This window comes from Streptomyces thermoalcalitolerans (genome assembly GCF_039525155.1).
Classification (GTDB): Bacteria; Actinomycetota; Actinomycetes; order Streptomycetales; family Streptomycetaceae; genus Streptomyces; species Streptomyces thermovulgaris.
This window is the reverse complement of the sequence record NZ_BAAAHG010000049.1, coordinates 21,943-46,795: the sequence shown is the minus strand read 5'-3', so window position 1 is coordinate 46,795 and position 24,853 is coordinate 21,943. Positions and strand designations below refer to the sequence as shown.

General features: G+C 68.7%; 15 protein-coding genes and 1 pseudogene. 6 read left to right on the top strand and 10 right to left on the bottom strand.

Annotated features, from left to right (window positions below):
- The 6 genes and pseudogenes from ABD224_RS23315 to ABD224_RS23290 all read right to left on the bottom strand — a co-directional run.
- Window positions 1–708 (bottom strand): annotated as a pseudogene (locus ABD224_RS23315) (BREX-2 system phosphatase PglZ); the annotation flags it as partial.
- Window positions 708–4,634 (bottom strand): BREX-2 system ATPase PglY family protein, encoded by a 3,927-nt coding sequence (locus ABD224_RS23310; RefSeq protein ID WP_344053054.1) that lies wholly within the window; start codon window positions 4,632–4,634, stop codon window positions 708–710. The pseudogene ABD224_RS23315 and the gene ABD224_RS23310, both read right to left, overlap by 1 nt.
- Before the next feature lie 166 nt (window positions 4,635–4,800).
- On the bottom strand, window positions 4,801–5,367 hold the full coding sequence (locus tag ABD224_RS23305; RefSeq protein WP_344053052.1) for an ATP-binding protein: 567 nt from the start codon (window positions 5,365–5,367) through the stop codon (window positions 4,801–4,803).
- Between the two features lie 158 nt (window positions 5,368–5,525).
- On the bottom strand, window positions 5,526–5,957 hold the full coding sequence (locus ABD224_RS23300; protein ID WP_344053048.1) for a type II toxin-antitoxin system VapC family toxin: 432 nt from the start codon (window positions 5,955–5,957) through the stop codon (window positions 5,526–5,528).
- 19 nt (window positions 5,958–5,976) lie between these two features.
- Window positions 5,977–6,798, bottom strand: a complete 822-nt coding sequence (locus tag ABD224_RS23295; protein WP_344053045.1) for a hypothetical protein — start codon at window positions 6,796–6,798, stop codon at window positions 5,977–5,979.
- A 97-nt stretch (window positions 6,799–6,895) separates the two neighbouring features.
- Window positions 6,896–7,948, bottom strand: coding sequence for a hypothetical protein (locus ABD224_RS23290; RefSeq protein WP_344053043.1), 1,053 nt, complete (start codon window positions 7,946–7,948; stop codon window positions 6,896–6,898).
- Between the two features lie 287 nt (window positions 7,949–8,235).
- On the opposite strand from ABD224_RS23290, the gene ABD224_RS23285 reads away from it, so the two are divergent.
- Complete coding sequence (locus tag ABD224_RS23285) at window positions 8,236–9,081, top strand: helix-turn-helix domain-containing protein (RefSeq protein WP_344053041.1); 846 nt, start codon at window positions 8,236–8,238, stop codon at window positions 9,079–9,081.
- Window positions 9,078–9,284 (top strand): DUF397 domain-containing protein, encoded by a 207-nt coding sequence (locus tag ABD224_RS23280; RefSeq protein ID WP_344053039.1) that lies wholly within the window; start codon window positions 9,078–9,080, stop codon window positions 9,282–9,284. Before ABD224_RS23285 ends, ABD224_RS23280 begins: the two co-directional genes overlap by 4 nt.
- 66 nt (window positions 9,285–9,350) lie before the next feature.
- On the opposite strand, the gene pglX is transcribed toward ABD224_RS23280, so the two are convergent.
- Window positions 9,351–13,076, bottom strand: coding sequence for a BREX-2 system adenine-specific DNA-methyltransferase PglX (pglX, locus tag ABD224_RS23275; RefSeq protein WP_344053037.1), 3,726 nt, complete (start codon window positions 13,074–13,076; stop codon window positions 9,351–9,353).
- A gap of 303 nt (window positions 13,077–13,379) precedes the next feature.
- Here pglX and ABD224_RS23270 point away from each other — a divergent pair, with 303 nt between their 5' ends.
- Window positions 13,380–13,877 (top strand): hypothetical protein, encoded by a 498-nt coding sequence (locus tag ABD224_RS23270; RefSeq protein ID WP_344053035.1) that lies wholly within the window; start codon window positions 13,380–13,382, stop codon window positions 13,875–13,877.
- 506 nt (window positions 13,878–14,383) lie between these two features.
- Here the strand turns inward: ABD224_RS23270 and ABD224_RS23265 are convergent.
- The gene (locus ABD224_RS23265; RefSeq protein ID WP_344053033.1) at window positions 14,384–15,634 is read right to left on the bottom strand and encodes a hypothetical protein; all 1,251 of its coding nucleotides are present in this window, start codon (window positions 15,632–15,634) and stop codon (window positions 14,384–14,386) included.
- A 392-nt stretch (window positions 15,635–16,026) separates the two neighbouring features.
- Here ABD224_RS23265 and ABD224_RS23260 point away from each other — a divergent pair, with 392 nt between their 5' ends.
- From ABD224_RS23260 to ABD224_RS23250, 3 genes are all read left to right on the top strand, one after another.
- Complete coding sequence (locus ABD224_RS23260; RefSeq protein WP_344053031.1) at window positions 16,027–18,981, top strand: putative dsRNA-binding protein; 2,955 nt, start codon at window positions 16,027–16,029, stop codon at window positions 18,979–18,981.
- A 192-nt stretch (window positions 18,982–19,173) separates the two neighbouring features.
- A complete protein-coding gene (locus ABD224_RS23255; protein WP_344053028.1) occupies window positions 19,174–21,828 on the top strand; it encodes an ATP/GTP-binding protein in 2,655 nt (884 codons plus the stop codon).
- A 4-nt stretch (window positions 21,829–21,832) separates the two neighbouring features.
- Window positions 21,833–22,774: a phosphotransferase gene (locus ABD224_RS23250; RefSeq protein WP_344053025.1), complete on the top strand. Its 942-nt coding sequence runs from the start codon at window positions 21,833–21,835 to the stop codon at window positions 22,772–22,774.
- Window positions 22,775–22,846: 72 nt separating this feature from the next.
- On the opposite strand, the gene ABD224_RS23245 is transcribed toward ABD224_RS23250, so the two are convergent.
- Together ABD224_RS23245 and ABD224_RS23240 are read right to left on the bottom strand one after the other, a co-directional pair.
- A complete protein-coding gene (locus ABD224_RS23245; protein WP_344053023.1) occupies window positions 22,847–23,380 on the bottom strand; it encodes an RloB family protein in 534 nt (177 codons plus the stop codon).
- Window positions 23,381–23,432: 52 nt separating this feature from the next.
- On the bottom strand, window positions 23,433–24,803 hold the full coding sequence (locus ABD224_RS23240) for an AAA family ATPase (RefSeq protein ID WP_344053021.1): 1,371 nt from the start codon (window positions 24,801–24,803) through the stop codon (window positions 23,433–23,435).
- Between the last annotated feature and the right edge of the window lie 50 nt (window positions 24,804–24,853).

Sequence of the window (24,853 nt, the reverse complement as noted above, 5' to 3'; positions counted from 1 at the left end):
GCCCCGCCCGTCGGCGGCCAGCGCCAGCAGCGTGGGCGCGGCGGGCCCGGCCACCTGCGCCAGCCACTCGGCCAGACCGGCCCGCTCGGCTTCGGGCAGCTCGGCGAACCGGCGCGGCCCGGCCGGGGTCCGGCTCCAGTCGAAGAGGGTGTCGGCGTCCAGGTCCAGCGAGTCGGAGCCGGTGTCCCCGAGCCCCACCCGCGCGGCCAGCAGAGCCCGCAGGGCCCGGTCACGGGTGAGGACGGCGCCGACCCGGGGCCAGCCGCCGGGCGGCTCGGCCTCCAGCAGCGCGTCCAGCAGCCAGTGCTCGCGCACCATGCGGGTGTCCAGATCGCCCGCCCCGAACAGCTGCTTGACGATGTCGGCGCGGTCCACGGCCAGCGGGCGGCGGCGCACCGCGTGCCCGCGCAGGTCCCAGCTGAGCTGGTCGGCGGGGACCTTTCCGGTGACCACGAGGACGCTGTCCCCGTCGGGGTCGGTCTCGGTGGTGTGCCGCCGGAAGGCGTCGACGATGCCGAGCGGCGAGTCCTGGTCGGTGATGTGCACCCGGCGGGCGGCGCCGTCGACCTGGACCGTGAAGTCCCGTTCCGCGTCGCTGCCCGCCCACACGGCGTCGACCAGCACGAGTCTCCGCCCTTCGGCGTGCGGCAGCTCTGCCTTCAGCAGCACTTCGACGGCACGCCGTCCCGCGGCGGGTCGTGCCGGCATCAGCGGGCTCCGTCGAGGGTGTCGACCGGCTGCCAGACGATCTCCACAGCCGCGTCGGGATGCGCGGCGCGGAAGGCCCGGATCTCCTCCTGCACGGCTGCCAGCTCCACTGCGAGCTGCCGCTCCAGCGTGGTGGCGTCCCCGTGGGCGGGGATCAGCCGGCGCCCGGAGCGACGCGGCCGCGTGGACCCGCCCGTCCCGGTGCCCGGCCGGGCGTCGCCGCCCGCCGTCCCGGCCTGGCCGGCCGGGGGCACCTGCTCCGTCTCCGGCTGCCGCGGCGGTACGACGCCGGTCCCGGGCTGCGGGTGGCTGGTGGCCACTTCCGGGTCGGTGACCCGTACGTCCTGCGCCCCCACAGGGGTCCGCCGCTGCTCGACGAACACGTTCTCCACCTGGAGGGCCGCGTTGATGATGGCGTTGGCCTGGTCCCGGACCCCGTGCAGCACCTGCACCAGGGACCGCTCGAACTCGGACGCCCGTGCGGTCTGCGCGATCTCGGCGAACAGCCGGCGGGCACGGTCGCCGACGCCGTCCTCGCGGGCGGTCAGACTGTGGACGTTCCTGAGCGCGGGCCAGTCCGTGCCGTCCAGCGCCCGCAGCACCTCCCCCGCGCTGCCCATGGCGGTGTTCAGGTCCCGCTCCCCGGCGGTCAGGGACGCGGCGGCCAGCTCGCGCACCAGCGCGGTGGCATCGCTGCCGTGCCGGGTGAGCCGGGCCAGCAGTCCGGCCGCCTCGCGCAGGATCGCGGTGCGCGGCGCCGTCTCACCGGGCGTGTCCAGACCGAGCAGCGACGCGTGCCGCTCCAGCGAGACCCGCACTCCGGCGACGTCCTTCTCCCACGCTTCCGCCCTGGCGCGCAGCTCGTCGGCGAGCCGGTTGACGTTGCGGGCGTACAACGCGGGTTTGACGGCGATGCCGAACAGCCGCGCCGCCCGGTCCCGGGCCGCCGCGTACTCCTCCTCGCTGGGCAGCGGCTGCGCCCGCAGCGACCAGCCGGACCCGATCTCGCTCAGCGCGGGCGCCTCCCGCTCCGGCCCGCCCTGGAACACCCACGCCCGGTCGTCGAGCAGTGCATACGCGGCGATGAGCAGGTTGCCGGTGAGCCTGTCGAGCCCGCCGTACCCGAGATCCTTGGTGATCCAGCCGCGGATGTCCTCGACGGCGAGGTCGCCGCGCTGCTGGTGTGCGGCGGCGGCCTGGTTGATCCGGGTCCGCCAGTCCTGCCGCATCACGAGCGGTCCGTCGTGGACCGTGCCGAGCTCCAGCGGCTCCACGATCCGCTTCACCGTCTTCAGATGGTGGCTGTCGACATTGTTGGCCCGGCCGCCCTCGTCCATCGCCCGGGTGATCCACTCCAGCGCGGTCCGCAGTTCCCCGGCGGTCACCGCCTTCCGCTGCCCGTTCCGGTCGAGTCCGAAGTCGGGGTGCTTCGGGTACAGCGCGGAGAACATGCCGTCGGCCAGGTGCAGCACATTGGCCTCGAACCCCTTGCCGCCCTCCTCCCTCGGCTGCGCGAACTCCGGCTGCAGGGACAGCACATGGCGCTCGTCGAACACCGTGGGCCCCGGGTTGGAGTCGGTCGGCCGGGCCAGCCCGTACACCTCGGCGAGCGCCCCGGTCAGCTGGTCGGTGAGGGTGTCGCGGGCCACCTCCAGCTGCCGTTTGATCTTGGCGCGGTCGTCGGGCGGGAAGGTGCCGGTGTAGTCGGCGAGCCGGTCGCGTTCCAGCAGGAAGTTGATCCGCATCAGCCGGCCGAGCTGCGCCCGCCGCTGCTCGGAGAAGAAGTCCGGCAGCCACACCAGCGTGGGCGCGGTGACGCCGTCCTTCCGCAGCTGCTCGACACGGTGGTAGTCGTCGCTCGGGTAGTGGTCGCCGTCGTCGAAGGGGTAGTCGACGACGAACCGCACATTGCCCGGCGTGGCGGGCACGAACTGCTCGTCGGGCAGGTCCGCCCGGTCGCGCACGTTGCCGAAGACGAACTCGACGATGCGCCGGGTGCCCCGCCAGACGATCTCCTTCTCGGCGACGAACTGCCCGTCGCGGACCCCGATCGCCTCCCACAGCCGGTCCCGCAGCCACACCCGTCGCACCCCGGCCTTGTCCTCCTCGGCGACGGCGTCGAGCAGCGGCTCGATGTCGAGGTCGGACAGGTGCAGCGAGAACACCGGGTCGGCCTCGCCGTCCGACCGCACCTCGGAGGGGAACGCGGCCTGCAGGTCCCGCATCCGCCGTACGACGACATCACCGGCGGGCACGGTACGGGACCGCACCGACCCGTGGTTCAGGGCGGCGAGCCGCGCCCCGGTGAGCCGCCGCAGCGCGGGCACGTCCGGCGCGAGGGCGCCCAGCAGCAGCGTCTTGACGAACCGGTCGTCGGCCCGGAAGTCGGCGTGCGTGTCCGAGCCGTACTTGTCCAGCAGGTGGCCGCGGGCCTTGGCGTAGAACCGCACCGCCGCCTCCGACTCCCGCTTGAGCTTGTCGGTGAAGGCGGCGCCCGTGCCGTCGACGAGGACGTCCCACAGGTCGCCGAGCGGGACGAGCTGTCCGACGGGGGCGTCGGCGTTCTGCTCCAGCAGCTGCTGCACGAGCTTCAGACCGGTCCGCTCCCGCTGGAGCGCGCCGGACAGCGCGACCAGCACGTTCAGCAGGGCGGGGGAGAGCGGGTAGACGGCCCGGAAGTCCGACCAGTCGGCGTGCGTGGCGCCGCTGCCGTCCAGCAGGATGTCCTTCACCTGCTGGCCGGTCCGGTCGATCTTGGCGAACTCCGCCTCCAGCACCGCCTCCTTGCCGGGCAGCGGCTTCAGCACCCGCTCCTTGATGATCTCCGGCAGGTTGCGGTCCTCCAGGTTGATGATCTCGAACCGCTCGTTGAGGTACTCCAGCGCCTGTTCCATCGCCTTGACGTCGGCGCCGAGCACGTCGGAGCCGACCAGCTGGGACAGGTCGCGCTGGCGGGAGATGAACGACACGATCGGCACCGGCCGGTCCGCGTCACCGGACTCGATCAGCTTCACCAGCTTCTGGATCTCGCTGTTGACGAAGGTGCGGTCCCGCATGTGCGCCTGGAGCCACAGCACCAGCTCGTCCAGGAACAGCACCACGCCGTCGTAGCCGAGCCCGTGGGCGTGCCGGCTGATCACGGACAGGCCGTTCTCCAGCGGCACGTACTTGGCCGCGTCCCCGCGCGCGCTCTTCGCGTAGGACTGCATCGGCCCGGTGAGCAGCGCGGCCTCCAGCCGCTCACGGCGCGGGTCCCCGGCGGGCGCGGCGAACCCCTCGTCCAGCTCGGCCGGGGTCCACGCCCCGCTCGCGCCGATCACCTTCAGCTCGTCGTCGTCCTCGTCCGCTCCCGCGCCGCCGCTGTCGTCGGGCAGCAGCCGGATGAAGGCTTCGTCGCCGAGCCGCTCCCGCATCCGCCGGGCGTCGGCGAGCAGGGCGTCGGAGCGGAACACGGTCGGGGTCGGCGCGTCCGGGTGCAGCTCGCGCACGGTGTGCACATATCCGCCGAGCAGCGCCTCGTCCAGGTTGGCCGAGCCCACCAGGTGGTACGGCACCATGAGGAACCGCTTGCCGCGCAGCCACTCGTCGTGCCCGGCGATGACCTCCCGCAGCCGCGGCTTGGCGCGGGCCGCCGGGTCCCCGTTGAGGACGGCGTGCAGCACGGTCAGGAAGTGGCTCTTGCCGGCGCCGAAGGAGCCGTGCAGATAGGCGGCGTACGACGCGTTCTTCCGCACCGCGCCGCGCACCAGTTTCAGCGCCTTGTCGAACTCCGCCTGAAGCTGCGGGGTGACCACGTACTCCTCGACCCGCCCCGCCGAGCGCCCGCCGAACCCCTGGGACAGCTCGACCTTGAAGTCGCCGGCGTAGATGTCCTCCTTGATGTCGAGGACGTCCCTCAGTACGACGGTCCCGCCGCTTTTGGCCATCAGCCGCTCCCGCTCCCCACAGCACACACCCGGCCACCCCCCGCGGCCGGGCTTCCTCGGGGCAGGGTGGTGAACCCGCGCCCCACACAACTCCTCCATATCGTGCCAGCTCGGACCGGGGCAACGGGCCGGGGTGCGCGGAACCGGGCCGGTTCCGGAACGGGTTTCAGGTCGTGGACGCGTCGCCCCCGGCCGTCGGCGGCTGTCCTCGTCCTGCGGCGGCGAGGTCCGGGCCTCCTACGGCGGCGAGGTCCGGGCCGGCCTCCATGGTGGGCGCGATCACCGCCCAGACCGTCTTCCCGGGCGCACCCCCGGCCCGCTCGCACACGCCCCAGTCCACGGACAGCGCGGCCACCAGGAGCAGCCCGCGCCCGCCGTCCGCCTCGCCGTCCGGCTCCCCGCCGGCCGACCCGGTGCGGGGCCATCGCTCACCGCGGGTGTCGCTCACCTCGACCCGTACGCACCCCCCGGGCTCCCTGCTCAGCCGCAGCTCGGCGTCCCGGCCCGGGACGCGGCCATGGGTGACGGCGTTCGCGGCCAGCTCGGCCACGACCAGTTCCACGGCGCCGTGGACGGGTGTGCCGTAGCCCCAGCCCCAGGCGTCCATCTGGTGGGAGGCGAGCCGCCGGGCGAGGCGGGCACCGCGCGGGGAGGCGGTGAAACGGAGGGTGAACACCGGCTGCTCGGCGGGCGGGGGCAGCGGCGGGCGCTGTCGGCTGGCGGAGAACGTCATGGACCGAAGATCCCGCGGCTCCACCCGCCGCCACCAGGTGCGACACCCCTACGGCTGGGACCTGTGGCGGCCCGGCACCACGGTGTCGGGCTTGTCGGGGTGAGGGCCCGTCCGCCCCTGCCGGTCCAGCGCTGCCACGGGTGCTCCGCCCGGCCCGGTCAGCCGACCTCGGAAGCCGGGAACAGTCCGGTGCCACCGAACTCGAACGGTGTCCGCAGCACTACTCCCTTGTACGTGTCTCCCGGAGTGAAGTGGCGAAAGTTGCGCGTCACGTAGACCTCGGCTCCGGCGAAGACGGCACATGCCAAGTGGATGGCGTCGAGGCCCTTGATCTTCGGCTTCTCGGCTGTGATGTCGTTGGCGAGGAGACCGACTCGGCGTGTCACTTCCACCAGCGTGATGTAGGGCTCCTGAAGCAGGTTCCGGATGTGGAGCCGGTGGGCGCTTGCGGTGGTGCCGCGTGCCTCGGCAAAGGTGACGGTGGAGGTGTAGAGCCTCACGTGCCCGGCTTTGGCGGCACGCAGCATGCTTTCGGCCTCGCGTGAGCTTTCCGTGCCCTGTGCCCAGTCGATGAAGCAGTTGCTGTCCAAGTAGACCGACTCGGGGCGGTCAGTTTCCCCCACGCAGAGCCTCCAGATAGTCCACCGCGTCCTGGCCGCCGGTCATGTCCGGCCAGAAGCCCGCTCGCAGGTCGTCGTCCGAGAGCTGCGGCTCCGTCGGGAGGAGTTCGATCTCCGCCGCGCGCATCTGGATCACCTGTCCGTGCGCGTTCTCGGTGATCTCGCCAGTGACCTCCACCCGGTCCCGCCGCCAGGCCCGCCGCAGTTCGGTGTCCAGGTCATCGCCGAAGTAGACGGGAATCACCTCTCCACCGACCTCGGTGCGCAGTACCGCCCGGGGACGCCGGTGCTTTCCCTCCACCAGGCCGCTGAGACGACCCCGGCGCGAGCCGAACGTGCGCAGGCGTGCACGCGTGGCGGCCTGCAGATGGAGGGCGGCCCTCTGGGTGACCTCGGCCCTCCGGAGTTCGACTCCGTCCGCCCGTACCGCGACGAACATGCCGACATCGGGCGATGCGCCGAGCGAGCGGGTGACCCGTTGTCCCAGCGATGCCGCACGGGCGGTCCAGCCGGTCGGAATGCGTTCCGCCGTCTCGGCTTCGCCCAGCCCGGACACGGCGGTCCGCAGCACCCGCTCCACGATCCGGTAGTCGGAGTGTTCGGCGATGCGCAGAGGCTCGAGGACACAGGTCAGGCTGCCCAGCCTGAGGTCACTGAAGGACCAGCGGGTGCCGTGGCGACTCGACCGCGCCGTCTCGCTGTTCTCCAGCTCGTGCAGCAGCGAGAGCACGCTCTGCACGGTCCGAAGCGACTCCCGGGCGTCCATGCCGGCGCGCGGGCCTCGTAGCCTCAGTTCGAGCTCAACGCTCATGCCGCACCTCCTCCCCCCCCTGTGGCCTAGCGCCACGGTACGCAGAGCCCGACTCCATGGTGCCGCTCACCCCCCAGGCTTTCACCCGGAAGAGACGCTATCGAGGAGTGGGAGGCAGGGCCATACGCATACCCCCGCACAGTTCCGGCTCACGGTTCTCGTGCACTGCTGCGGCTGCTTCGATGCACCGGGGGCAGAGGGTTTCGTCTCCCTTCGGCCGGAACAGCATCGGCTGCAGATGATCGCCCTCGCACTCGCGGGCGCCCGTCAGGCGGGCGGACAGGCGGGGGCCGTGGAGCTGCGCGGCGCGGGTGTCCTCGGGCGGTCCGGCCGCGGCGGTGGCGCGCTCCGACGTCGCGTCGTCGGGCAGGAGCGGCGGCACGTCACGGAGGAGGTGGCGCAGAAGACCGCCGGGGCGGCGGACGGGCGTTCCGTCGTCGGGCAGGCCGCGCAGGACGTGCAGGCGGACGGCGGTGGGCGGGTGGCTGGCGGCCAGCCAGCGCGCGGTGAGACGCGTCAGTTCGGCGTGCATGGCGCGGGGGATGTGACGCAGGTCGGGGGAGAGGGCCGGGAAGGCGTCGACGAGGGCGCGGGCCGCCTCCAGGTGCGCGGCGGTGGGCCCGTCCTCCTGCGCGGGCGGCTCGGTCCGGGCCGCGGGGGGTTCGGGGGGTTGGTGGGAGGTGTTTTCCCCGGGGTCTTTCCTGGGATGACCGTCGGTGCGCCGGGGAGCCGGGACACCGACGGCCGGATGACGGCGACTCGGTGCGACCTGCGGCGGCACGGAGTCCCCCGGGGCGGGAGGGGGTACGGCGGCCGCGGACGTCTGCGCGAGGATCTTGGCAGCCTCGCCGGGGCTCAACGGGACGCTGGAGACGAGCTGTTGGGTCACCCAGAGGCCACCGGACACCTGCACGCGTTGCTCGTGCACGAAGCCCTCTTCCATGAGCTGGCGCTTGGCGCGGGTGAAGGCCGTTGCGCCGATACGGGCGCGTTCGGCGGTGCGCGACAGGGACTCGCGCGCTCCCTGCGGGAGGGAGAGCTGCCAGGTCAGAAGACGGACGGCGTCCGAGGACAGGCGCGGGTGCCGGATGAGGTCGTGGGAGAACCGAGTGAAGGCGCGCGGAGGCGCGATACAGTGCCGGTAGATCACGGTGGGAGCCCTAACTTCCACTGGTGGTTCAGGCCCTCGCGAACGGGTTGCTGCCGTTGCGGGGGCCGTCTTCGTGTACGCCCGGCGAGGCGCACGGAAGACGTGCTGTCGAGGGTGACCGTACCGCACGGAGCGTGTGCGTGCGGACGCGTTGAGTGAAGAAAGCTTTCGCGGACGGCGTTCACCCGTACGAGGCAAGTTGCCCTGGTCGGAGCGTGGTGGATGCTCGCGCGCCCTACCGTGCAGTCACAGCGAGTGATGGGCACGAGGCAGAGGGGGCGAGGCGGATGGAGTCGGGTGCGGACTCGGGCGCGGGTGCGGCCGCGGAGGCGGACCCCAGCGGGGGGTTCCTGCGCTGTTTCGGCCGCCAGGTGAAGCTCTTCCGGGAACTTGCCGGGCTGACCCAGGCCCAGCTGGGCAAGCTGGTCGGGTACGGCGAGGCGCAGATCGCGGCGGTGGAGCAGGGGCGGCGGATCCCGAAGCCGGAGCTGATCGATGCGATTGATCAGCAGACGGGGGCGCGGGGGGTGTTGAAGGCCATGAAGAAGGAAGTGGCCAAGGCTCGGTATCCGACGTTCTTCCGGCAGTACGCGGAGTTGGAGGCCGAGGCGGTCGAGCTGCACGCGTACGACAACCACGTGGTCAAAGGGCTTCTGCAAACCGAGGAGTACGCGCGAGCGGTCTTCAGCATGTGGCGGCCGTTGCTGGACCCGGAGGTCATTGAGCAGCGGGTAGCCGCTCGGATGGAGCGGCAGAAGCTCTTCTCCCGACGTCCGGCCCCGCTGCTGAGCTTCGTCATCGAGGAGCAGGCGCTTCGTCGACCCGTAGGCGGGCGGCAGGTGCTGCGGGGGCAACTGGAGCAACTGCTGCTCTACGGTCACGAACGCAACGTGGAGATGCAGGTGATGCCGACGGAGCGCGATGAACATGCGGGCTTGGGCGGTGCATTCACGTTGATCCATACCAAAGACCAGCGCAGGATTGGGTACATGGAGGTGCAGGAGGCGAGCATCCTGTACACCGAGCCCAAGAAGGTCAGCCCCTTGGAAGCAACGTATGGCGTTCTCCGAGCGCAGGCACTCACTCCCCGAGAGTCGTTGGCCTTCATCCAGAAGCTGTTGGGAGAGCTATGAAGGCAAGCAGCCCCGAGCCTGCCGCTGGTGAGTTGAACTGGTTCAAGAGCAGCTACAGCTCAGGCAGCGGTGGTGATTGCGTCGAGGTCGCGGGCACGGGCACGACCGTGCTGGTCCGCGACTCCAAGCGGCCAGATGCGGCGGTTCTCAACATTCCCGCTGACCAGTGGACGGCGTTTGTGCGGATGGCCGTACGCGGTTGATGCGACCGAGGGGCGGTAGGGAGCCGTGGCGCTCCCTACCGCCCCTCACTCATGTCCGTAGGCCGGTCACTCGCTCTTCTTTCGGCGCCCGCCCTTCTTCTCCGGACGCCAGTTGATGAGGTCGGACTCGGAGAGCTGGCGTTCCGTACGGCCCGTTTCGAGGGTGGTCTGGAACTCCTCGGCGGGGTTGCCCTCCCACTCCTCGTCGTACTCGCCGTACCACTGGTGGACCCAGGGCAGTACCTCGCGCAGTCCGGCGAGGAGAGGCACGAAACGGGGGTCCTTCTTGGCCCAGCCGTCGGTCTCGACGCGATCGCGGATCAGTCTGACGAGGGCATCGGCCTGGTCGCGGTGGTTCCAGCCGGCCCAGCCGAGCAGCAGGGAACCGTCGGCCTCGGGGGAGGCGCCGGGGTAGGAGATGAAGCGCTCCTTGGGCACGTCGAGCTTGCCGCGGTTGGACCAGTAGGAGTGCTTCTGGAAGTCGGCGCTGGTGTACTTCGGCGGCACCTTGATGTCGAGCCGCTTCCCGGTCCGGTCCTCCTCGCGCTGCTGCTCCCAGACCTGCTCCCACTGGGCTCGCTTGCGCAGGCCGGATTCCTTGTAGCGGAGGGCGGCAAGGTAGGGCACGTGCTCGGCCTCGATCACGGCGGCCAGGACGGTGGCGAGGGAGGCGTCACGCTTGCCGAGGTGGTCGGCGGCGTAGAGCGCGGCGACGGCCTGCACGTCCTTGTCGTGGCGCAGCTCGTCGGCGAGCTGGTTGATGGTGAGCGGACGCGGCACGGTGAACCCGTCCCGCTCCTCGAACCACAGCTCCTCGCGTTCGGCGGCGTCGAGCAGCCAGTTGCGGAGGGCGGCGGCCTCGCGCTTTTCCCAGGGCTCGGTCGACCAACGGCGCTTGTACTCGGGCCGCTCGATCAGCCGGATGTCCTTGTTGGCCTCGATGAGATCGATTCGCGCCTGCACGACCTTCTTGTAGGCGTCGGGCCAGTGGTCGGGGATCTCAGTGATGGGGGTGGACCCATGCCGCTCGAACCAGGCGGTCTCGGCACCGCTGCGCGCGAGCACGATCTCGAACGCGCGCTGTCCGAGGGCGACTTCGGGAATGTCGGCGTCGGTATCCAGCGGAACGGTGGTCCGAGCAACCTCGTCGGGGGTGAGCAGTCCATAGGCCCCGTAGACGGTCCAGTCCAATTCCTCCTGAAGCGCGATCATCCGGGCCCGGGTCTGCTCTTGGGCTCGGCGAGCGTCATTCAGAATCTCACGGGTAGGTACGGCTTCGCGGGTAAGGGAGGAGGGCTCGTAGGTAGCTAGGGTCTGGGCGAGCGAGTCCAGTTCACGGCCGAGAGTGCGGGGAAGCTGCTTGGGGAGGGGTAGCTCTTGGAGCCGGGTCCCGTTGAAGGCGTACCGGTTTTCCCAGGCCTCGTCTTGCACGCCACGGCCGATGCCGCTCCCGCCCTTGACGTGGCTGACTTGCTTCATCCAGAAGCAAGCGGCTGAGGAGTTCAGGAGTCCCAGCACTTCAAAGTGCTGATCCATGGTGGCGTTCTGCGCCAGCTTGATTACCGGGGCCGTTTGCTTGAAGAGCTTACCGCCTCGATCCAAAACGAAGTGGTTGTGGGTGGCTACTTCGGCGTATGCGATAGAGAGGGGGGGAGTTAGACGTTCGGGATAATCCTCAAGATGCTCGTACCATGCCCGGCCGTGATCTTCCAAGGGGCGACCGAATAGGCTTCGGCGCCTGAGTACCGAACGTACGGGCCAGAGGCTATGTGATGGCAAGTGATCGGATTCAGGGACAATCTCCTTATGGTCTTCATCGATATACGGGCTTCGTACAAGCAGGCTTCCTTGAATGTTGAAATCGCGTACGCTGTCTCCTACTACGAAGCGTTCAACAGAGTTTTGATCCTTGAGTCGCGCTGCTGTGGCGGCATCTGGCAAAGTCCAAGCCTCGTCTTCGCCGGGATTGGTTGTGCGCCCGATGACGTCGATGCTGTCAGAAAGCCGGGATGGTGCTTCGTTAAGTTTGGTGAGGCAGGCGCTTGTACGACCACCGGAAAGAGACCAAGGAAACACGCTGAGGAGATTCCTCGGCATGTCTTCTGCGGAAATCCACTCAGAAGTAACCCCTGGTAGATTCACCTGCTTAATAATTGCTTGCCAGACTACTCCATATCTTGGATCGGGTGGCTGACCAGGTTCTCCCTTAACGCTCAATAGCGCCCGAATGGTATCCGTCTGCCGGGCAATCTGATTTCGCCCTGCCAAAATAACTGTAGGCGTCCCATGGCCCGGAATATAAGCCCCTGACGTATCAATCACATGCGTAAGATCAACCCGCGGAAAGAACTTCTCAATCAGCTTCTTTCCGAACTCCCTCTTCATGAATGAGTTCGCGGTGATCTGTCCTGTGAACCCCCCGTCCCGCTGACTGCCCCCCGCCCGAACCGCTAGCTCAAAGATCCGCTGTGCGAACGGAACTGACAATGCATACTGCCGATAACACACGTCGGGGTACGCGGCCTTGTAGTTCTTGTTCTCGTTCGCGTCCTTGACCGTGATGTACGGCGGGTTTCCCACCACCACGTGGTACGAGTCCCGCCCGAGCAGGTCCACCTTCCGGGCGTACTCCTCCACGTCCTCCGGCCGGTAGTAGAACGGCTCGTTCTCCGCGAGCTGGGAGTCCAGCGTCTCAGTCACCGTTTCCGCGCCCCGCCCGTGCAGCAGGGAGTCCGCGACCGCCACCCGGATCGGCAGCTCGGGTGCCGCCGCCAACTCCCGTACTCCACACGCCTTCAGCGCGGCCACCAGCAGCCGGAACCGCGCGATGGCCACGGCGAACGGGTTCTTGTCGGCGCCGTGCACCGACTCCAGCGCCCGCCGCACCAGCACCCACGGCTCGGTTCCCGGCTCGGCCTCCCGCCATTTCTTCAGCAGCCGCTCGAACAGCCCCAGCAGGAAGTGACCGGACCCGCACGCCGGGTCGATGCAGCGCAGCCCGCGTACGACCTCCGTCCCGCCCGGACCGTCCGTCCACACCTCGCCGTCCCAGCCGGCCGGCCGGTGCTTCCAGGCGGGCATGAGGCCGAACTCCTCCACGGCCGGTTCCAGCGTCAGGTCGAGGATGAACTCCTCCACGAACACCGGCGTCTGGAGCAGCGCGTACGTCTTGCGGGCGTGCTCGGACAGGTCCTGGTACAGGTCACCGAGGAAACGCGTGTCCAGCGAGGGGTCGGTGAAATCGTGGACGACCTCGCCGTCCGCGCCGCGCTGCCGCCAGAACGCGAGCAGCGCGGTTGCGGCCTCGTAGGACGGCGTGACCTCGAACAACGGGTTGTGCGCGGGGTCGAACAGCCCCGCCACGGTCGGATGGGACGTGGCCAGTGCGTCGAAGGAGGCCAGAAGCCAGTCACGGTCGTTCAGGGACGGATTGCGCCGGAAGAAGTCGTCGTGCCGGTCCTGCGCCTCGGCGAGCCGGTCGCCGGGACCGGAGAGCCACGGGTCCGGGATGAGCCCGTTGTCCTCGCTGAACCGTACGAACACGCAGGCCAGCACCCATGCGGCGGCGATCTGCACGACTCGCTCGTCCCGCCAGGTCTCGTACATGGCGGCCGTACGCTCCGCCGTGAGCGCCTTGTGGTACTCGGCGCGCAGAGCGTCCCGGAAGCGGGGCTCGCTCTCGGTGCGCTCGCGAAGGTCGTCCTCCAGGAGCCGGGCCTGCGCCTGAAGGTCCTTGAGCAACCGCGTGCGATCCAGTGAGGTCCCCGACCCCTGCGTCTCCTCAGCCGTCACCGCCACAGCCGCACCTCTCATCCTGCCAGCCGGCTCCGCGATCACCGCGGATGCGCTTATTTCCCGGCGAACCCCCCAAGGGCCGCCGCACCATCCTGCCAGCCCGGCCTCACCGGGCTCGGGGAGAGCGGTGCACAGTGAACTCTTCACTCGGCACAATCCGGTATTTATGCTGGTCAGGCGGTTGTGCCCACACCATCCGTCCCAGTGGTGCGGTGTGACCGCAGAAGGACGGCAGCCCTGGGGAGGGCCGCGGAGCGGGCGGCAGACCGTTGCCTGTGCGGATCAACGACATGTGGGGGTGTGGTGGGCAACGGCGGGAACGGCCGGGCCGGCAGACCGCCGGCGAAGACCGAGGACAAGCGGAGCAAGGCCACGAAACGGCCCTCCCGGAACCAGGAGGAACTGCGGCGCCTGCGCGCATTGCAGGACCTGGAGTACGCCCGCGACGCCGAACGGCGGCGCAACGGACTGGGCGTCGCTCCGGTCAGAGCCGATAAGCCGTCGAGCCCGTCCGCGTCCGGGGTCGGGAAAACCAGGAAGGGCCGGAAGAAGAGGGGGCGGGCCGCCAGTTACAAGAAGTTCCCCGGCGCCCCCTCCGCCCCCGTCGTCGCGGACCTGGGTGCCGATCCTCCGAGCGTGCTTCCCAGGATCGCGCCCGCCTACATGCGGCTGACCCCCGAGGAAGCGCGACGGGAGCGGCAGAAGCGGCTGACCGGGGGTGACAAGGTGAAGGAGCGGAGACTGGAGAAACTGGCGAGGAAGATACAGGCCGCCAGGAACTCCGGGGCCGGCCGCTGAGTGAGGGGGAGCGGAGCGGGAGGGCAGAACGCCAGGCCCGGTTCTCCCGGCGGCAGACGAACAGGTGAACCACCGTTCGGAACCACGGGACGCGTCGCACCGCCTCCCGTCCGCTGCGACCTCCTGCCTGCCGAACCGTACGCAGTCGGCCCGGTGCCCTGCTCGGCGACCGTCGAGAGCTGCGCCCCCGTCCGTGACGCGCAGGGGCTCTCCGCTCCCACGGTCCGGCTGCCAGGCATGCGCCGGTGGACGCGTCCTGACCGACGGCGCGGAAGGCAGGGCCGGCTGCGCGGGCGTACCCCCACGGGGCCGGTTCCCTGAGCACCCTCCTGAACAAGCCTGTCCGGCACCTCCCCCTCGGTGCCCCGGTCCACCGCCTCCACGATTCGGTCGTCCGGGCCCGGCAACAGACCCCGCCCGGCTGCCCGGACGTGTGCGTCCCGCAGGGACGCACACGCCTTTTCGACGCCACTCCACCGGCACACGCACGCTGTCTTGTATCCGTCTTATGTCCCGCGCTCGTGCTCACGGACGTAGGTGAATCCAGGGGGCAGTTCATGAGAACCGGCCAGGCCGGCTCTCCTGTGGTCCTCTCGGTAGGCGGCTCTCGCCTTCGCGCTCGCTTCCTTGCCGAGGTGGCCGATGCGCATCAGATGCCCCGCCACCCGATGGGCGCTCACGCCGTGTCCGGCGCCTGTGCCGTCGTTCCGGAGGTCCTCACGGTCCGCCACCCGGAGCGTGGGGGCGTAGCAGAGCAGCGGAACCGGTGTCTCTCCGCGTCGTGCGGGGTAGTGCAGTACGGCTGCCTGATCGATGCTGCCCTGCTCCCAGGTGAGGATCCCGCGCGACAGGAGCCGCTCGATCGCCGCATCGATCTTCTTCCTCGCCGACTCTTCCGACGGCGCACGCTCGATGGTGTTCCGGACCAGCGCCTCCTCGGGGAGAAGCGCCCGGCCCTTCTCGTCGAGGTATCCCAGCTCGCGCAGCGCGATCAGCACGAGCTCCTCCACCCGGTCCACGCGTGCATCGAACGCCGCGAGCTCACGGGTCATGATCCTCGGGTCGTAGGCGTAGCGGACCACGGTGCCGCCGAAGACGACGGGCTTGTCCAGCGGGGCGTAGGTCAGACGGAGCTTCCTCCACGTGTCCCATCGCACCGACACGCGGGTGCCGGGAAGGACGAAGGGCTGCCACGTCAGCCCCGTCAGGAACGGCTTGTCGCCGTCCACCCGGAGCCTGATGCCCTTCTGCTCGTCCAGCACCCCGATGCGGTGACGTCCTCGCAGGAATGTGAGGTCCAAGGGCTCCTGAGGGGCGGCTCGGGTGGCCATCTCGGCCGGCACGGGACAGGTGCCGTGCCGGAGGTGTTCGGCCCGTACGGAGAACTTCCACTCGACCGTGAGGCCGGTGTTGACCACCGAGTGGGGAAGTCCGCCGTCGAGTTCTTCGACGACCACCTGCGTGAGGTCCTCGGCCCGGACGGCCGGCGCCCGAGTGTCCGCGGATGCCGTCGGCGGCCGGTCGGTGCTCCCCTGCGATCGCTGGCCGCGCTCCTGGGCCGACGCCCTCATGCGCCCGTAGCAGCCGTTGCAGAACAGGGCGTCGCCCCGTACGGCGACAAGACGTGCCTTCTTCTCCTGACCGCACCGCGAGCAGGTGAAGGGCGCGACCGCTTCCAGCCGGACGAGCTGCATGCCGTCACAGGGCGGGTAGAGCTTCACGATCTCCTTGCCGAGGAGCCTTCCACCGACGTTCATGACAGCCAACTTTTGGACGCCCTTTCCCTCCCCATCCGTCCCCGGCTGCGGCGGGCCCGGGGCGGAGCACGAGCGTGGGGTTCCGGAACCGTGCCACAGGGGAAAAGGAGGAGATCAGCGTAGGGATCTCCTCCTAATCGGACAAGATGTTCCACCGGGGTCGGCTCCCGTCATGGCAGCGGAACGATTCGCTCACGCGAACCCCTGCCGGATCCCGGGCCGGCGACTTAACCTGATGTGGGCTCCGGCCGTGATCACCGTGGGGTGGGGCGCGGCGGGATGAGGAGGGGAACAGCAGGCCGGAAAGAGGCCGCCCGTACCACGCATGCCGGGAAGACGTGTCCGCGTCACCCACCGTGCGTCGGGCCGTGCCGTCATCCGGGGGGAGGGCCATGAACCGCTGGGTTGGCATCGTGTCGCTGCGGGAGACGGCGCCGCCGACGCCCGTGCACCGGATCGCACTCGCCATCGAAGCGGCGCGGAAGAGGACGTCGTACCAGCTCGTCGGCCGGAAGGTGCCGTATGCGCGGATGCGGTCGGCACTGCGCACGCTCGGCCAGGAACACGCGCGCCGCTACGAGTGGGACCGGTACTTGTACTGCGTCGAACTGGCCGGCGACTTCTTCGACGGAGGTGAACCTCCCGCCCGCTTGCCCTTCTGGCTCACCGTTGAACTCCAGGACCTCTTTGAACTCCAGGACCTCTTTGAACTCCAGGACCTTCTGGACGACAGGCATGGGCTGAGGACGGGTGGCCGGGGAAAGCAGTCCTCACCGAAGCGCGCTCCCCAATCCCGACGCGCCGACCGGCACAGGCCGTCGTCCTCTTTCCCGAGCCGGGGACGGAAGCCGTCCGGCTCCGGCACGCGGCACGTTCTGCCCGGAGCTGCCCACCGTGTGCCGCCGGAACCAGCCCCGCCGTACATCCGTGCCGAACGGCAGCTCGAAGTCCGCGACGTCACGTACCCGGCACTGAGCGAACCGCCCGCCGCGCTGGTGGGCACGTGGGGAGAGACCGTCCGGACCGCGATCCAGGACACCGTGGGCGAGTGGCACGCGGGGGTGGAGACCACGGCATGGCTGGGGCTGGCCGCCACGCACCGCAGCTACCTCTATGAGAGCGGCCTGTGCGAGGTCACGGTGACGCCGCAGGTCCTGGGCATGCTGGACAAGCTGGGCCGCAGCACGATCGATGTGATCCTCATGGACGCGTGGGTCGCGCAGCGGCAGCCGGAGAAAGTCGGCATCCAGTCGAGCGAACACAGCCGACGGTCGGCAGCCGCCCGGCGCGCGCTCGGCCAGTGGGCGGCCGGACACGGCCTCGTCCGCATGGGGGCCGGTGAGGCGCAGCGCCCCGCACCCTCGGTAGCGGAGGGTGTCGCCCGGCAGATCCTCGGCGTCCTCAGCCTCACCGACGCCCATGAGACCGCTCGGCGGCTGGTCGAGACCGTCTGCGCCGGCATCGACGACCCCGCCGACGACATGGGTGACACCGACCCCGTCACCGAGGTGCAGAGGCTCTTCGCGAAAGAGGGACTCTCCTACGAGTACGCCGAGGAGGGACCCGATCACGAAAGGACCTACACCGCCGTCGCCCGCACCGGCCGTGGCCGCAGCGCGCAGGGGACAGGACGCACCAAGAAGGCGGCGCGCGCAGCTGCCGCCCGCGCCCTGCTGCGCAGCCTCCCGCAGGCCAGGAGACCCCAGGTGGCACAGGTCACGTCCGCTCGACGGATGGCACCACCACAGCCATACCGGAACTCTCCTCTGAGGTTCCGGGATACCCTCACCGACCTGGCGGCGATGTTCGAACTCCACGGCCACCGGGCCGAAGGGTTGCTGGCGCAGGCACTCACCCACGCGTCGTACGTCTACGAGAACCAGGCCGAGGCAGCCGCTCACCACCAGCGCGACAACCAGCTGCTCGCCCACCACGGCTCCTTCGTTCTCGGCCACCTGGCCCGGCACATGAGAATCAGACGCGTCCTCGCTCACGGGCTGGTACCGGACGAGGACGAAGCCCGCATCCACTCGCTTGCCAATGAGGACACGGTCCGCCTCGGCACTGCGCTCGTTCTCGCCGACGGCGTACTGACCGGCCGAGGGGAGGACGGGCATCGGCCGGGTGTGGTCGCCAACGCCGCACAGGCTGTGGTCGCCACGGCCTGGCGTGTCCACGGCCCGCGCCTGCTTCATCGCAGACCCGTCGTCCTCGACGACTGGCTCTCAGGGCTCCAGCACCAGCACGATCCGGTGACTGTGCTGAACATCCTGGTGAGGACGTTCGGGGTGACGCACGCTTTCGAGCACGAGCGCACGGGGCCAGAGCACTTGCAGGCCTACGCCTCGACTCTCGTCCTGTGCGACGCACGAGGCCGCGTCCACCGGTGGACCGTGCCCCCTGAGGGGCCCTGCTCCAAGACCGACGCCGACAAGGCAACTGCTCAGGATGTGCTCGACATCCTCTCGGCCCCGGCAGACGACCTCGTCGACGCCCTCAGGCCGGCGGAACGTGACTTGCTGCGGTATCTGCTCCGCGCGCAGCTCGACGGGCTGGGGCAGACGAGCGAACGGCAGCGTGCCCGCATGGTCAGCGGTGGCATTCTCGGTACGGATCTGCTCGCCACCGGAGACCTCGACGCTTTCCGTGCCTGGGTCGGCCGTGTGCAGACCCTGCTTGGTACCGAGGACATAACCGTTCCCCACGCACTGTCCGAGCTCTACCGGCACGTTCTGCGGGCCACCCGCTTCGGACCGCGCTCCCTGCTGCGCCGTATGGCGGCGGACCAGGGAAGCGACCGGGCGAGCATCGTCCGCCGGAACGCGGCCGAGGCCGTGAGGAACGCAGCCCGGACGGGCCCGCGGGGGGTCACGGTGCGGGACATCGTGCAGAACTGGTGGCGCGACCAGGCAGCACGCACCGGCGTCACGGTCCGTGACGACATGCGGCAGGAAGCTTTCCTGCCGCTGTCGGTCCAGCTAGCGGCACTGGACGAGACATTGACCTGGTGTGGGGAGGCGGCCGAGGCGGCGGGTAGCTCGGTCGATGTCGAGCTGACCGTGCAGGACGGCACCCTGCATGCCTGGATCGGCCTTCACGGGGTCGACGTCAGGGCGACTTGCGCCGACTTCGCCCGCCTGCTGTCGCGCACCTTGCCCTGCACTGACTGCATCGTCGACGACGACCATGTGCTGTTGCGCCTCCACAGTCGGCCCGACACGGAATCGCTGACCCCACTGGCCGCAGCAGGGATCAACGCCTACCTGGCCGGCGACGAAGCAGCTCACCGGCCCCTGGTCGTCGTGCCTGGGGAGGAACCGGCAGCGGCTGACCAGGAGGCTCCCTGATGGCCCTGTGACCACGACCCGCAGTCCTGCCCCACCGAGAGAACCAGGATTTCGGTGACAGCGCTCCAGCGCAGACCAACCCTGGTGGGCGCAACCCAGGGGTCTGAAAATCCGCGCGATATTCCCGTGGCAACTTGACGACAAATCAGGCGCACTGCTCTTCTGGCTTCGTTGTCGAGACAGGGGGCGAAGGTGAGCCGGTCGGATCTGAGAGCATTATTCCGTTCCAACGACCGTGAGGTCAGGGCAGTCGACTACTTTGCCGACCGCCTCGACGAGTGGCAGGCAGTGGCCCGAAGCCTGTCCCACCTCGTCCGCGCCACACGGGCGCGCGACTTCGACGTCCAGGACCTCGAGGCGCCCCGGCGGAATGTGCTCACGTTCTACGGCGTCGGAGGCATCGGAAAGTCGACCCTTTCGCGGTGCGTGGCAGAGCATCTGGGCCGGGGACTGAGCCAGGAGGGGCACTGGCCGCGGCTTGACGAGGAGATCGGCCCTGTCGTACCGGTACGGATCGACCTGGCACGGGACTCGGGGATGGACTTCGAGTCCCTGGTGCTTGCGATCCGTCTGGCCGCGGCGGAGATCGGGCGGCCGATGCCGACGTTCGACCTGGCTCTGCAACGCTACTGGGAACACAACCATCCAGGTGAGACGCTCGACGAGTATGTGCTGCGCCGTACACGGCTGAGCGGACTTCCCGGGGCACGGAGTCTGTCGAGCCAGATGCAGTCGGCCCTGGCGGACGCGGCGCAGGCTGTAGCCCTTCCAGGCACGGTGGGCAACGTCGTCGGCCAGGGCTTACGCACCGTGGTGCGCGCCTTGCGAGAGAGGCAGCACCGCGTCCGGGCGCTCGCAGAGTGCCGTCGGTTCGCCGACCTCCTCGAGGCCACGCCGGATCAGGAGGCGCTCAGTTACTACCCGCATCTTCTCGCCTGGGACCTGGCCAACGTGCCGGCCCGGCACCGGGCCACTCTCGTAGTCCTGCTGGACACATTCGAAGACGTTGGGGACCGGGTCCACCGTGACCTCGAACGTCTCGTCCAGCGCGTGGTGTGGCTGATGCCGGGTACCTTGTTTGTCATCACGGGCCGCAACCGCCTTCAGTGGGACGATCCTCGCCTTGAAGGGCAGTTGGACTGGGCGGGCGAGGAGTTCTGGCCGCAGTTGGTTGGCGGTGCTGTGCAGGAGCCCCGTCAGCACACGGTCGGCTATCTGTCCGCCAGTGACTGCGAGACGTACCTCTCGCGGCGCCTGACGCGTGACGGACGGCCGATGATGGACGATGCGACTCGCCATCTGATCACGGCCAACTCCCATGGCCTGCCGCTTTACCTGGATCTCGCCGCGATGCGATTCCTCGATCTGTACCGACGGCGGGGACGTGTGCCTGCTGCGGACGAGTTCAATCTCGACTTTCCCGCTCTGGTGGCCCGGACGTTCCGGGATCTGTCTCCACAGACCCGCAGAGTCCTGCGCTCGGTCAGCCTCCTGGAGACATTCTCCATTCCCCTTGCCTCCGCCGTTGCGGGGCTCGATCACGATGCTCCGGCACAGGACTTGGTCGACCGCCCGTTCGTTGACCAGGACGCCGATGCGCCGTGGCCGTACCGCCTGCACGCCTTGATCCGGGATGCCGTTCGAGAGATGGACTCAACGAGTGATGACCGGTGGACGAGCGCGGACTGGCAGCGGGCTGCGCGGCGAGTCTTCGACGCGCTTGGACGGGAGGATCTGTCCCACCGCGGACGTCTTGTGTCGGCGCTGCGCCAGGGACTGGCGCTTTCCCATCAGTTCGATCTGCCACTCGGCTGGTTGGAGGACGCTGCCTTTCGATACGTCGACGACTTTGTGTGGGAGCCGATCGAGCCGCCTGCCGACTCATCCGGAGATGGGCCCACTACCCCTGCCCAGGCGCTGGCCACAGCGCTTTCCGCTATTGCGCAGCGTCAGCGTCACCATCGCGACCGAACAGCACAACAGCTTCGCGCAGTGCTCAGCAGCGGTGCCCTGCCGGAGAGCCTGGAAGAACTGCCCCGCTACTTCCTGGCCGAATGTGACCGGGACCTTGGTAACTTCCAGGCGTCTCTGGACGGCATGCGCTGGGTCGCCGAAGCCGGCGGACGCCTGTCCGCCACCGCACGCCGTGGCCTGATCCATCTCGCTCGCCGGATCGGCGACTTTCCCCAGGCTCAACAGGCCGCTATGCACCTTGGCGTCGAAGGGCGGCAGGACCGGGTCATGGGTGACCTGTACTGGCCTCAGGGCTCCATCGCTCTGGCCTGCTCCTCCTACGCAGCCGCCCGCGACCAGGCTCTCGCGGCCGGGCAGCCCGGTGAGGCCGCGCTGTCACAAGCCTGCCTCGCCTTCGCTGCAGCCTTCCAGGACCGGCCACGGGCCGCCGAGCAAATCGCCCGAGCCGAGGAACTCCTTGCGAGTGTCACGATCCGCTGGGCCGAGGTACAGACGCGCATCGCTTCCCTGGTTCGTGACGCGGGTATCGCGGATGACCTGCCCGAGCGAGCCGAAGCCGTGGCGAATGAGGCCCGGGAGGCAGGCTTGACCTCGTCCCTGGCGTATGTCCGCTTCGCGGAGTGCCTGCATGCTCACCTTGTCGGCGGTGCGGATGCCCTTGCCTCGGCACGCGACCGACTGAGGCGAGACTGCGTCAACGGCGTCGAGTTCGCCTATCTGGTGGAGCTCACCTACTTGATGGCGGACGAGGAACCGCCCTCCGGATTTCCGCGCGCCATCTGGCTGGACACGACCGATCAGGTACGAGCACGCTGGGTCGGCCTTACCGAGGACCGAAGGCGAGAGTCGGTCACAGCACGTCAAGGAGACTGAGTAGGTGGCGCACTACACCACAGTCGATCAGATCAATCTGAACACACTAGCCGAGCGGTACGAGCTGACGAACGTGTCAATCGTCCCTCTGCCGGGCGGCGCCGCCAACTCCAGCTTCCGCCTTGACACCGAGCAGGGCTGCTATGTCCTGACGGCGCTGGACAACCACGACGAACGCACTGCGACTGCGCTCGCACGCCACACCCAGGCCCTGTACCGACTCGGTCTGCCCACCAGCAAGATCGTGCCCGCCACGGACGGATCCCTGGTCGTCACTGTCAACGGCAGCCGACTCGTTCTGAAGGAGTGGATCTCCGGCAGCATCCAACAGCCCCTGCCCCTGGCCTTGCTGACCGAAGCCGGAGAGTTCCTCGCCAACCTGCACGCCCTGCCGCCACAGGCCGAAGGCCTGGAGGACGTCCCTGTCGGTACCCGGCGGCTGTCCGCAGCACACCTCGCCGCGATCCCGAACTTCACCGACCGGAAATTCGCTGGATGGTTGACCGAACGCCTTGAACGCATCCGTGCTGCGGAGGAGGATGTCAGGCGCGAACCGTGCCTCGTGCACGGTGATCTCTTCGATGACAACATCGTCGTCCGCGATGACGGGCACCTTTCCGTCCTCGACTGGGAAACAATCTCCCTCGACGATCCTCTGCTCGACCTCGGCATGGCGGCGGTGGGCCTGGCCCAGGACAGCACAGGACTCCTGTCCTGTGAACGCCTCGAAGCCCTGCTCTGCGGCTACGAGAAGAAACGCCCTCTGACAGTGGCGGACCGGGCGGCCCTCCCCCTGCAGATCGAGCACGCGGCGCTCATCATCGGCTTCCACCGCTACTACCGCCACAACGTGCGGTTTCCGAATCCCGAGAGAGCGACGTACCACCTCGAAATGCTGACGTTTGTGGAGTCTGTCCCGAACCGTGTGCGAGGACTTGTGCGCTGAACAGCGGCCACGGCCGGACTCCACGGATTGCCTTGCTGCACCACGGGTGATACGGGTGATGGGGGAGGCGGCTCAGTTCTGCAGATGTGCCGGCACGATCTCCCGGACCAGCCGCCACATCCCGGTCGACGGGTTGGTCTTGTGCTCCTCACCCGGTTTTGCGAGCTTCCGTGCCCGCTCGACGGCAGCCGGCCATCCCGCGCGATAGCGGCGGAAGTCGAGCTTGCGGGCTGCTTCGCTGTAACCGGGGTGGTGGTTTATGAGCTCTTTCTCCGCCTGCCGGTAGCCGTTGACCGGGGCACGATGGTCGCGGAAGTGGAGAAGGAGCCACAGTTCGAAACACGGGTTGGAGAGAGCGACCTCGACGTTCTTGTCCGCCGCCAGCCGCAGAGCCCTGTCGAGGTGAGCGAACTCGTCGACGTCCAGGACGTACCAGGACTGTTCGTAGTAGTCGCCTGCTTTATTGCGTTCGGTCGCGGTATGGCGTACCACCGACACGGGATCCTGGGCACAGATTTTGATCTTCACGTCGACGGCGCGGTTGTCCACGGATGCCAGCAGGTCGCGTAAGTAAGCAGGTTCTGTGTTCTTGGCACCGCAGACCACGAGGATGGGCGGCAGTGGATCTCGATGAGCGGGCCTGCGGCGCAGTGTGGACTCACGCCTCGGTACCCTCCTGCCGTCCGGCTTCGGCTGCCTCGTCACCCGTTCCCCCTCGCCCGGCAATGGCCAGCGCGAAGGTATTGTCGATCATCGGTACCGCGCCATAACTTCCGCTCAAATACCTCCGTTCACGGTTCTCCTCCAGCCGTGGCCGGAAGTCGGACAGTGGATAGAGCGAGGTCTCCCCGAACTCGTTCTTCGATGCGAACCAGATCTGGTCCCGTTTGAGGATGTCCTTGCCTGCCTTGCGGCCCAGCAGGCTCACGTCATGGCTGGTGAAGAGGAGCTGTGCGCCGTGCGGATTGCGCTCCGGGTCCTGGAAGAGTCCGACCAGGAAGGCGCTCAGGCGGGGGTGCAGACTGCTGTCGAGCTCGTCGACGACGAGGGTGCCGCCTTCGCCGGTCACTCGCTCCAGGGCGAGGGCGTACTCCACGATTGCCTTGGTTCCGGAGGACTCGGCGGACAGAGGCAGTTCGAACGAGCCGTTCCTGCCCGTATGCCGCAGCCAGAGTTCATGGCGTACACGCCGTCTGTGCGGCATACCGAACAGCGCGTCCGATGTCTTCATAACCGAAGGCGGCTGTTCCTTGAGCCGAAGCCGCGATTGATCGTCCTCGTACAGATCCTCTTCCACGGATTCCACCCGGAAGTCCTCGATGCCGAGGTCCGCGGCCCGCAGTAATTCCCGGAGGTGCGTCGGCTCGCCCCTCATGTCCAGACGCCTGGCCAGGCTCCTCGTCAGGAGATGCGGGAACAGGAAAGAACGGCCCAGCACGGGGCCGCCGAACACCAGCTCCCGGCGGAACCAGCGGTACGCGGGTTTGACCGGAGCAAGGGCGGTCTTCGAACGCGCTGCCATGGACAGAAAAAGGGCGTTCCGGGCAGTCACCTCTGCCACTGTGTACAGCGCTTTGGCACCTCGTTGCGAGCTGCCGACGCGGAACTCCTCGCCGTCCCGTTCGAACACCACCCGTTTGCGTCCCTCGGGGTACGCGTACAGCCATTCGCTGAGGACCTGCTCGTCGTCGACCTCGAAGCCGTAGGTGTACCGCACCCCGCGCACCAGAAGGTCGGCGACGTACCAGGAGGACTCGGCGGGGGTCACGGTGTCCAGGAGGAAGGGTTCCCTGTGTACGCCCTCGCCGTCCTCCGCCAGGAGTGGTGAGTGCTTGACCAGGTCCGCCATGTACCGCAGCGCGTCCACCACGTTCGACTTGCCCGCCGCGTTGGGGCCGAAGATGCCCGCCACCGGTACCGCCTGCCAAGACGTGCCCGCCGGCCGGTCGCTGTCGTACACCGGATGCAGCTGCCATTCCAGCTCGTCCCTGATCGACCGGTGGTTGGCCACTCGAAAGTTGAGAAGCATGCGCACCCCCTCCCCAAAGCTGGTTTCACCGCACTTCGTGCAAGTGAATC